10 protein-coding genes are annotated in these 10,315 nt (G+C 62.5%); all 10 read left to right on the forward strand.

Going from position 1 to position 10,315, the window contains the following annotated elements; translation table 11 throughout:
• Positions 1 to 16 precede the first annotated feature (16 nt).
• Positions 17 to 1,726 carry an iron ABC transporter permease gene (locus E5W87_RS07840; protein WP_292395591.1) on the forward strand — a complete coding sequence of 570 codons (1,710 nt, stop codon included), beginning with the start codon at positions 17 to 19 and terminating at the stop codon, positions 1,724 to 1,726.
• Positions 1,727 to 1,743: 17 nt separating this feature from the next.
• The gene (locus tag E5W87_RS07845; RefSeq protein WP_292395593.1) at positions 1,744 to 2,841 is read left to right on the forward strand and encodes an ABC transporter ATP-binding protein; all 1,098 of its coding nucleotides are present in this window, start codon (positions 1,744 to 1,746) and stop codon (positions 2,839 to 2,841) included.
• 18 nt (positions 2,842 to 2,859) lie between these two features.
• Complete coding sequence (locus tag E5W87_RS07850) at positions 2,860 to 3,465, forward strand: histidine phosphatase family protein (RefSeq protein ID WP_292395595.1); 606 nt, start codon at positions 2,860 to 2,862, stop codon at positions 3,463 to 3,465.
• Positions 3,466 to 3,941: 476 nt separating this feature from the next.
• Positions 3,942 to 4,940, forward strand: a complete 999-nt coding sequence (gene trbB, locus E5W87_RS07855; protein ID WP_292395607.1) for a P-type conjugative transfer ATPase TrbB — start codon at positions 3,942 to 3,944, stop codon at positions 4,938 to 4,940.
• Positions 4,941 to 4,950: 10 nt separating this feature from the next.
• Positions 4,951 to 5,253, forward strand: coding sequence for a TrbC/VirB2 family protein (locus E5W87_RS07860; protein ID WP_128242396.1), 303 nt, complete (start codon positions 4,951 to 4,953; stop codon positions 5,251 to 5,253).
• Entirely contained in the window at positions 5,253 to 5,516 is a 264-nt protein-coding gene (locus tag E5W87_RS07865; protein ID WP_292395598.1) for a VirB3 family type IV secretion system protein, read from the forward strand. Before E5W87_RS07860 ends, E5W87_RS07865 begins: the two co-directional genes overlap by 1 nt.
• 13 nt (positions 5,517 to 5,529) lie before the next feature.
• Positions 5,530 to 8,037, forward strand: coding sequence for a conjugal transfer protein TrbE (trbE, locus tag E5W87_RS07870; protein ID WP_292395600.1), 2,508 nt, complete (start codon positions 5,530 to 5,532; stop codon positions 8,035 to 8,037).
• Positions 8,038 to 8,069: 32 nt separating this feature from the next.
• A complete protein-coding gene (gene trbJ / locus E5W87_RS07875; RefSeq protein ID WP_292395609.1) occupies positions 8,070 to 8,783 on the forward strand; it encodes a P-type conjugative transfer protein TrbJ in 714 nt (237 codons plus the stop codon).
• Between the two features lie 8 nt (positions 8,784 to 8,791).
• Positions 8,792 to 9,160 carry a putative entry exclusion protein TrbK-alt gene (gene trbK-alt, locus E5W87_RS07880; RefSeq protein ID WP_292395603.1) on the forward strand — a complete coding sequence of 123 codons (369 nt, stop codon included), beginning with the start codon at positions 8,792 to 8,794 and terminating at the stop codon, positions 9,158 to 9,160.
• Positions 9,157 to 10,315, forward strand: a 1,159-nt coding sequence (trbL, locus tag E5W87_RS07885; protein ID WP_292395605.1) for a P-type conjugative transfer protein TrbL, incomplete at its 3' end; no start/stop codon positions are given. The genes trbK-alt and trbL, both read left to right, overlap by 4 nt.

Raw genomic sequence — 10,315 nt, forward strand, 5'->3', positions numbered from 1 at the left:
CCATCGGGAGTCAAGCATGACCTATGCCCTTTCCAGCCCCTCGCAGCGTGTATCGTCGAGACCAGGACAAACGGCGGCAGTGCTGGTGATCGCACTCTTCCTGGGGGTGTTCCTCATCGTTCCGGCAGGCACGGTCATCTACGCAGCGTTCACGGAAAAAGGCACCGGGACGTTTACCTTCGTCAACTTCTTCGATTTCTTCGGCACCGATCTGTTCGTCCGCTCGTTCTGGAACTCGGTGTACGTTTCAGGCATGTCTGTGATCTGGGCGACGGTGCTCGCGCTGCCGCTTGCGGTACTCACCACACGCTTCGAATTTCGCGGCGCCATCGTTATACAGACGCTGGGTTTCGTGCCGTTGATCATGCCGCCCTTCGTCGGTGCGGTGGCGATGCAGTTGCTGTTCGGCCGCAACGGAACGGTGAACCTGCTGCTCAACGACTGGTGCGGCTTCAAGCTGCCTTTCATGGACGGCCCGAACGGCGTCATCTTCGTGCAATCACTGCACTATTTCCCATTCATCCTGATCAACCTGTCGACCAGCCTGCGCAATATCGACCGTGCGATGGAAGAGGCCGCCCAGAATCTTGGCGCGTCCGGATTTCGCCTGTTCAGGCGCATCGTCTTTCCGCTCGCCATGCCTGGCTATCTTGCCGGAGCCTCGCTGGTCTTCGTGAAAGTCTTCGATGATCTCGCCACGCCGCTGCTGCTCAACGTCAAGGACATGCTGGCGCCGCAAGCCTATCTGCGTGTCACCTCGGTCGGCCTCACCGATCCGATGGGATATGTCATTTCGGTCATTCTGATCGCGGTGTCGATCTTTGCCATGTGGGTGTCGGCGATCACCATGCGCGGCAAGGACTATTCGACCGTTCAGCGCGGCGGTGGCGGCCTGTCGCGACGCCAGCTCGGAACTGGAGAAAGCGTCGTTGCCTATGGCGTCGTCATGCTTATCCTGCTTCTGGTGCTGTCGCCGCATATTGGCCTACTGCTTCTCTCCCTCGCGACGGTCTGGTCGTTCAGCCCATTGCCGGATGCATTCACCGTGGCGCATTACGGCCGCGTCTTCGGGGAGAGTTCGCTCTACATCAAGAACACGCTGATCTATGCATCGCTCGCTGGCCTGATCGACGTGGTCGTCGGCGGTGCCATCGCCTATCTCGTGCTTCGGACCAGGATCGTCGGTCGCCGTTGGCTCGACTGGGCCGCAACCTCGGCACTCGCCATCCCCGGCGTCGTGCTTGGCATCGGGTATCTCCGCACCTTCTACGGCGTCACGTTGCCTGATGGCACGCCGTTGGCGACGCTCTGGGTCATGGTCGTCCTCGCGCTTGCGATCCGCCGCCTGCCTTATGCGCTACGCGCATGTTACGCGGCTCTCCAGCAGATTTCGGAATCGCTCGAGGAGGCCGCGGAAAATCTCGGCGCCACTAAATTGCGCACCGTCAGACGGATCGTGCTGCCGCTGATGATGGGGGGCCTGCTCGCCGGTTTCGTTACCAGCTTCTCCACCGCGGCGGTGGAATTGTCGGCGACGCTGATGCTGATCCAAAGCAATTCGGACGCACCGATCGCCTACGGGCTTTACGTCTTCATGCAATCGCCTGCCGGCCGCGGCCCAGGTGCCGCGCTCGGTGTCATCGCCGTCGTCATGGTGGCGCTCTGCACCCTTCTGTCCCACTACCTTATCGAACGGCGCCAGAAGGCAAACGGAATGGCCAAGTGAGCCAAAGGAGAAAAACAATGGATGCAACGGTCACTGAAACCGGCCTTGCCGGCTCGGCCAAGGAAATCAACATCCGCGACGTCGATCTGTTTTACGGCGATCTTCACGTGCTGAAGAACGTCAACCTCGACATCCGGCCAGGTGAATTCTTCGCCTTTCTCGGTCCATCGGGTTGCGGCAAGACCACGCTGCTGAGGCTGATCGCCGGCTTCAACACGGCCCGCAATGGCCAAGTGATGATCGCGGGAAAGGACGTACTCGGCACGCCGCCCTGGAAACGCGATATCGGCATGGTGTTTCAGTCCTATGCTTTGTGGCCGCATCTCACTGTCAGGAAAAATGTTGCGTTCGGCCTTGAGGAACGGCGGCTGCCGCGCGCCGAGATCGACCGCAATGTTTACGCGGCGCTCGACCTCGTCGGGTTGCGGCATCTCGCCGATCGCCGGCCTGCGCAGCTTTCCGGCGGCCAGCAGCAGCGCGTCGCCGTTGCACGCACCATCGCAATCGAGCCGAAAGTCCTGCTTCTCGACGAACCTCTTTCCAACCTGGATGCCAAGATGCGGGTCCAGGTACGCCGCGAATTGCGCGATCTCCAACAGCGGCTTCACCTGACCACGATTTTTGTCACTCACGACCAGGAAGAGGCCAACACAATCTGCGACCGCATAGCGGTGTTCAACGACGGTCAGATACAGCAGGTCGGAACACCCATGGATCTGTATGAAAAGCCGACCAATCTGTTCGTCGCCAATTTTCTCGGGACAGCCAACATCCTGAATGGAAAAGTCGGCGGTTCTGGCGCCGCGAAGACGTTTGAGGTGGAGGGTGGTGGCGTCGTGCCGATACCGGAAGGCGTGGGCGTTCCGGCAAATGGCAAGCTGGTTTTCCGACCGCAGTATGCGACGCTCGGCAAAGCAGCCGACGGCGCGGCCCACTTGCCTGGGGCCATCGTGCATCGAGAGTTTCTCGGGGCCACGGTCCGCTACGGCGTCAAAATTGGCTCATCGGAGGTGCTGGTCGACCAGCCGTTCCATTCCGGCGCGTCGTTGCTTGAAACGGGCACCGCGGCCGACGTCGGATTGCAGCCCGCATCCGCCCTATGGCTGGCGGCGTGACCGCGAGGGGGGCGACCGGTGCGGCTGATATTGTTGCGTCACGGTGAAACGCTGTGGAACGCCGAGCAGCGCCTTCAGGGGCATGACAACTCCGATCTCTCCGAACACGGCGTCCAGCAGGCCCTCAACTTCGCGCCATATGCGAGGGCGCTCATGCCGGTGGCAGTGGTCTCCTCGGATCTCGGTCAGGCCCGGCACACTGCCGCATTGATCGGTTGCGCTACCGCCCCCTCGGACAGGAGGTTGCGTGAAATCGATATGGGCGAGTGGACCGGACGCACCAGATCGGAATTGCTCGCCGACCACAGCTGCGAATATCTCGCGTGGCGGGCAGGAGCCTATACGCCGATCAAGGGCGAGACCTGGAGCGCGTTCAGGGCACGCGTGGCGGCGGGATTGAGAGACTGGCTGGCATGGGCGGCAGGAGATGTGCTCGCCGTGGTTCATGAAGGCGTGGTGCGCGCTGCGTGCCACGAGTTTCTCGATCTGCCACCGGGAAACGCCGTTCCTGTGACGCCGGGAACGGCGACCCTCCTCAGCTTCGCTTCCGCCGAAGCGTCGAGCGCCAAACTCGAAGGTTACAACATCGGCCCGTTCCTGCCGGATGATTTGGCCGCCGACTGACACGGAACGCCAATGCGGCCGGTAGCGATGCCGCTTCGATAGAGCACCATTGCACGCCGCTCACGAAACTGCGCGCTTGCAAAACAAAGCATCAGTGCGCGGCGAAGCTTCGCCTGTGATCGTACCCGTCGTATCGCATCGACCAGGACTTGAACGCCACCCATAGTGGGACGATCGTCCAGCCGCGCCAGGCTTGTCGGTCGTCACCCAGACCGCATTACATCGGATGTTCTACGGCGGGTAGGTTACTTGACGGCGGGATAGATGGTGGGGGCAAACTGACCAGGCCGCGCCGCATTTCGCAAGTCTCTTCACGTCGCATTCCGATCGCCCCATTTTGCTTGTTGCAAGGCCGCTGTTCCTGCCTCTTCTAATCATCCCCGAGCGCGGCACGAAGCAGTTCGCTGCACCAAACGGGGATCATCGTGGCAACCAATCATCATCTCGCCAGTGAAGCGGTGTCGCGCGGCGCGCGGATGCTGCGCACGGCGCTTGGGTCCGCCATAGCGGGCTTCCTGGAAGACCCCGCAATCGTCGAGGTGATGCTCAACCCAGATGGTCGGCTCTGGGTCGATCGGTTACAGGAAGGACTTGTCGCCACCGGCCTAGTTCTTGTCCCGGCCGATGGCGAGCGAATTGTGCGCCTCGTCGCGCACCATGTCGGTGCCGAGGTGCATCCCGGTAGCCCTCTCGTTTCGGCCGAACTGCCGGAAACGGGCGAGCGCTTCGAGGGCCTGCTCCCGCCTGTTGTGGCAGCACCCACCTTCGCCATCCGCAAGCCCGCCGTCGCTGTGTTCACCCTTCAAGATTACGTCGCCGCCGGTATCATGACGGAAGCCCAAGCCGACGTGCTGCGGCTCGCCGTCGAGAAGCGCAAGAATTTGCTTGTCGCCGGCGGCACATCGACCGGCAAGACCACGCTGGTCAATGCGCTGCTGGCCGAAGTCGCGAAGACCGTTGAGCGCATCGTGCTGATTGAGGACACGCGCGAGCTCCAGTGTGCCGCGCCGAACCTCGTCGCCTTGCGCACCAAGGATGGTGTCGCCTCACTCTCCGATCTGGTGAAGTCGTCGTTGCGGCTTCGCCCCGATCGCATTCCCGTCGGCGAGGTGCGCGGCGCCGAGGCCCTCGATCTTTTAAAGGCATGGGGCACCGGCCACCCGGGCGGCATCGGCACCATCCATGCCGGTTCGGTGCTTGGAGCCCTGCGCCGTCTCGAACAACTCGTGCAGGAAGCTGTCGTCGCCGTCCCGCGCGCGCTCATTGCCGAAACGATCGACGTTGTTGCCGTTCTCTCCGGCCATGGCTCGGCCCGACGCCTGGTTGAGATCGCACTCGTCGACGGCCTCGATCCTGCCACTGGCGACTACCGGACGCTCGAAGCCAAGCTCGAGACCGAACCAAATTCGAATCCCCACTCACCCATGGAGCCTCAGAATGAATCCGATCCGCTTCACTTCATCGTCTATCCCTAGGTTTGGTGCGATGCTCCCGCTTGTCGCTGCGACTGCTGCGGTCACGGCCATGATGATCGCGCCTGCCCATGCGGCCGGCTCCTCCATGCCTTGGGAGGAGCCGCTTCAACAAATCCTGGAATCGATCGAGGGACCGGTCGCCAAGATCGTGGCGGTGATCATCATTATCGTCACCGGCCTGTCGCTGGCCTTCGGCGACACGTCGGGCGGATTCCGTCGCCTGATCCAGATCGTGTTCGGCCTGTCGATCGCCTTCGCGGCTAGCTCGTTCTTCCTGTCCTTCTTCTCCTTCGGCGGCGGGGCGCTGATCTGATGGAGGAGGATGTCAGTGGCTTTTTCGCGCCGATCCATCGCGCGCTGACCGAACCGATCCTGCTCGGTGGCGCGCCGCGCGCGGTCGCCATCGCCAACGGCACGCTGGCCGGCGCGGTCGGACTGGGACTTCGCCTGTGGATCGTCGGTCTCGTCATCTGGGCGATCGGCCATTTCGCGGCTGTCTGGGCCGCCAAGCGCGATGCGCAGTTCGTCGACGTGGTCCGCCGGCACCTGCGCTATCCCACATATTTCGGCTGCTGAGAGGTTTCCCCCAATGATGAACCTTGCCGAGTACCGCAAGAAGAGCACGAACCTTGCCGATTATCTGCCGTGGGCGGCCCTGGTCGCACCGGGCGTGGTGCTCAACAAGGATGGCAGCTTTCAAAGGACGGCGCGCTTCCGCGGTCCCGATCTGGATTCTGCCACGCCAGCGGAACTGGTCGGCACGACGGCGCGGCTGAACAGCGCGCTGCGCCGTCTCGGCTCCGGCTGGGCGATTTTCGTCGAGGCTCAGCGTAATCCCGCCACCGACTATCCCAACAGCCAGTTCCCGGATTCCGCATCGGCACTTCTTGAGATCGAACGGCGCGAGCAGTTCGAGGACTCCGGTGTGCTGTTCGAGAGCAGCTATTTCCTCACCTTCGTCTGGCTGCCGCCGACCGAGGAGGCGTCGCGGACGGAGCGCTGGCTTTACGAAGGTCGGGAAAAGACCGGGATCGATCCGTGGGAGTTCCTCAAAAGTTTCGTCGATCGCACCGACCGCGTGCTGAACCTGGTCGAAGGTCTCGTTCCAGAAGCTGCCTGGCTCGATGACGGGGAGACGCTGACCTATCTGCACTCCACCATCTCGACCAAGCGCCATCGTGTCCGTGTTCCCGAGGTGCCAATGCATCTCGACGCGCTTCTGGTCGATCAACTGCTCGCCGGCGGATTGGAACCTCGGCTAGGCGAGTTTCACCTACGCACGCTCACCATCACCGGTTTCCCAACAGCAACCTTTCCGGGGATCCTCGACGACCTCAATCGGCTTGCCTTTGCCTATCGCTGGTCGACGCGGGCGATCATGCTCGACAAAACCGACGCGACCAGGCTGCTGACGAAAATCCGTCGCCAGTGGTTCGCCAAGAGGAAGTCCGTCGCTGCGATCCTCAAGGAGGTGATGACCAATGAGGCATCGGTCCTCGTCGACACGGACGCTGCCAACAAGGCGGCCGATGCGGATGCGGCCCTTCAGGACCTCGGCTCCGACCAGATCGGCGAAGCTTACGTCACCACCACCGTAGCTGTCTGGGATGCCGATCAGTCGATCGCCGACGAGAAACTTCGGCTGGTGGAAAAAGTCATTCAAGGGCGGGACTTCACCTGCATCGTCGAAGGCGTCAATGCCATCGAGGCATGGCTCGGCGGTATTCCCGGCCATGTTTACGCGAATGTCCGCCAACCGCCGCTGTCGACCCTGAACCTCGCCCATATGATGCCGCTTTCGGCTGTCTGGGCAGGCCCCGAAACAGACGATCATTTTGGCGCGCCGCCGCTGTTCTTTGCCAGGACAGAAGGGGCTACGCCGTTCCGGTTCTCGCTTCATGTCGGTGATGTCGGCCATACTCTCGTCGTCGGCCCGACGGGTGCCGGCAAGTCGGTGCTGTTGGCGATGATGGCGCTGCAGTTCCGACGCTACGAGAACAACCGGATATTTGCCTTCGATTTCGGCGGCTCGATTCGCGCCGCAATGCTCGCCATGGGCGGCGACTGGCACAATCTCGGCAGCAATGCATCGATCGAGCAGGGGCAGAATGATCCGCTTGCGCGGCTCTCCTTGGCCGATCTGTCGGACGACGTCGCCCCCGTCTCGCTGCAGCCTCTCAGCCGCATCCATCACACGCCGGAGCGGGCCTGGGCGGCCGGATGGCTGGGCGACATTCTTCTGCGAGAGGGCGTTCCCATCACGCCGGAGGTCAGAGAATATCTCTGGTCGGCACTGACGTCGCTGGCCTCCGCGCCGGCTCAGGAACGAACGCTGACCGGGCTGACGGTGCTGCTGCAGTCCTCGCCGCTGAAGCAGGCGCTGCGGCCCTATTGCATCGGCGGTCCCTATGGCCGGCTGCTCGACGCCGAGCATGAGCGTCTTGGTGAGGCCTCGGTCCAGGCCTTCGAGACCGAAGGCCTGATCGGCACAGGGGCGGCCCCGGCTGTGCTTGCCTATCTATTCCACCGCATCGAGCAGCGGATGGACGGCAGGCCGACGCTGCTGATCATCGACGAGGGATGGCTGGCACTCGACGATGGCGGGTTCGCCGATCAGCTTCGCGAATGGTTGAAGACTCTTCGCAAGAAGAACGCCTCCGTCATCTTCGCCACGCAATCGCTCTCCGACATTGACGGCAGCAGGATCGCACCGGCCATCGTCGAAAGCTGCCCAACTCGGTTGTTCCTGCCCAACGATCGCGCCATCGAGCCACAGATTGCCGAGATCTACCGACGCTTCGGCCTCAACGATCGCCAGATCGAAATCGTCGCCAGGGCGACGCCAAAGCGCGACTATTACTGCCAGTCGCGGCGCGGCAACCGGCTGTTCGAACTCGGCCTCGGCCCGATAGCCCTGGCGCTCTGCGCTGCGTCCTCGAAGTCGGATCAGGCGGCGATCGAACGGATCATTGCCGAGGGAGGCAGAGAACACTTCCTCAAGGCCTGGCTTGCCGATCGCGGTCTCTCGTGGGCGGCCGACCTCATCCCCGATCTCACCAACGTCATCGACCAATCGACAAAGGAGGTTTCCTCATGAAAACCGTTCTTGCACGTCACCGCATCCGCCGCATGGCTGCCGCCGGTACTCTTGTTGCCACAGTTGCGCTGTCAGTGACACCGGCATCAGCGTTCATCGTTTTTGATCCCAGGAATTACGCCGAGAACCTGCTTTCGGCATCGCGAGCCCTCGAGCAGATCCAGAATCAGATCACCTCGCTTCAGAACGAGGCGCAGATGCTGATTAACCAGGCGAAGAACCTCACCTCGCTGCCGACCTCGATGCTTGACCAGATCGAAGGCAATTTCTCCGAGATGAAGACCCTGCTCGGCGAGGCCAACAAACTCGCCTATAGCGTTCAGGACATCGATAGCCAGTTTACGTCCGCTTATGAGAATTTTGGCTCTGACCTCTCGAGCCAACAACTTGTCGATGGTGCACGCAAGCGCTGGCAGACCTCGGTGTCGGCGTTCGAGCATTCGGTGAAGGCTGGAGCCGTCGCCGTCGGCAATATCGATGGGACACAAGAGCAGACCAGCGCGCTGGTTGATGCCAGCCAGTCGGCCGTCGGCGAGCTGCAGGCAACGCAAGCCGGTAACCAGCTTCTCGCTGTTCAGGCCAGGCAGGTGGCGGACCTCACCGCAATGCTCGCTGCGCAGGGTCGCGCGGAAGCGTTGGAGAAGGCCGGGCAGGCGGCAGCGCAGGAGCAAGCACGAGAACAGTTCAGCCGCTTCATGACGGGCAGCAGCTACAGCCCCTCATCCGTAAAAATGTTCCACGACTGAGGCAGGTCATGGATCTCAAGATCGCCGCTCGGATGATAGTCGTTCTTGCCCTTGGCGCCGCCATGACCGCCGCCTTCATGGCGTTGCGCGGCAACGGCTTGCAGGACGCGTCCTCCCCGCGCTCCGCGTATCCGGGCGGCGAGCCGGCAAGCGTCGAACTCGAGCGATGCCGGGGAATCGGCATGGCCGCAATTGCTGACGAGGCCTGCAGGAAAGCCTGGGCTGAGAACCGTCGGCGTTTCCTGCGGCCATCCCGGCCCGTGGCACCATACGCGGCACCATCGATCGAGAAGGACCTGAGCCGGGTACTACCGCTACGGCCGTCGACGGCGACCGGTGCGGAAGATGAACTCCGCCCGAAGTTGGTGGCGCCATGAACGACACCGGCGTCATTGACCGTTTCCTCGAGACTTTTGCCCGCTACATCGATTCCGGGTTTGGCCTGCTTGGCGGCGAGGTGGCGTTCCTTACCTCCACCCTGATCGTCATTGACATCACGCTTGCCGGCCTGTTCTGGGCCTGGGGCGCTGATGAGGACGTGCTGCATCGGCTGGTGAAGAAGACGCTCTATATCGGCTTCTTCGCCTTCATTATCGGCAATTTCAATCGTGTTGCCGGCATCGTCTTTGAGAGTTTTTCCGGGCTCGGTCTGAAGGCCGGAGGATCGGCACTTTCGGGATCGGCACTGCTGCAGCCAGGACGCGTCGCGCAGGTCGGCATCGACGCCGGCAATCCGATCCTTGAAGCCGCCAGCCAGCTTATGGGTTACGTCTCGTTCTTCGAGAACTTTGTCCAGATCGCTGTGCTGATGATCGCCTGGGCGATCGTGCTCATCGCCTTCTTCATTCTGGCCGTGCAGATCTTCGTCACGCTGGTCGAGTTCAAGCTGACAACGCTTGCCGGATTCGTGCTTATCCCGTTTGCGCTATTCAACAGGACCGCATTCCTCGCCGAAAAAGTGCTCGGCAACATCGTCGCCTCAGGCGTGAAGATCCTTGTGCTCGCCGTCATCGTTGGCATTGGCTCGGGGCTCTTTGGCGAGTTCACCCAAGGTTTTGGCGGGGATCAGCCGACAATCACGGATGCACTGTCGCTTGTGCTGGGCGCTCTGTCGCTGATGGGGCTGTCGATTTTCGGTCCGGGTATCGCGACAGGGCTTGTTTCCGGCGCGCCGCAGCTCGGGGCAGGTGCTGCTGTCGGCACAGGTCTCGCAGCCGCTGGTTTAGGGGCCGCCGGCTACATGGGTGCTCGCGCCGGATTGAGTGGCGCAGCAGGCACACTCAATGCCGGGGGGCGGATGTCTGCGGCCGCAGCGCGTGGCGGCGCGCATCTCGCCGGCAGCGCCTCGACCGCCTGGGGACTTGCGACAGCCACATCCGGACAGTCCGGTGCAGGCTCATTCGCCGCGGGCATGGCGGGTGTCGCCAAGGCTGGCGCCGGCGCAGCCGCTCAGCCAGTGAAGCAGGCAATGTCGCGCACGGCTTCAGCCCTGTCCTCCAGCCACCAGGCCGGTCGCTCGGCCGCATGGACCG

Origin of the sequence: Mesorhizobium sp., from assembly GCF_004962925.1 — a bacterium.
In the GTDB taxonomy this organism is placed as follows: domain Bacteria; phylum Pseudomonadota; class Alphaproteobacteria; order Rhizobiales; family Rhizobiaceae; genus Mesorhizobium.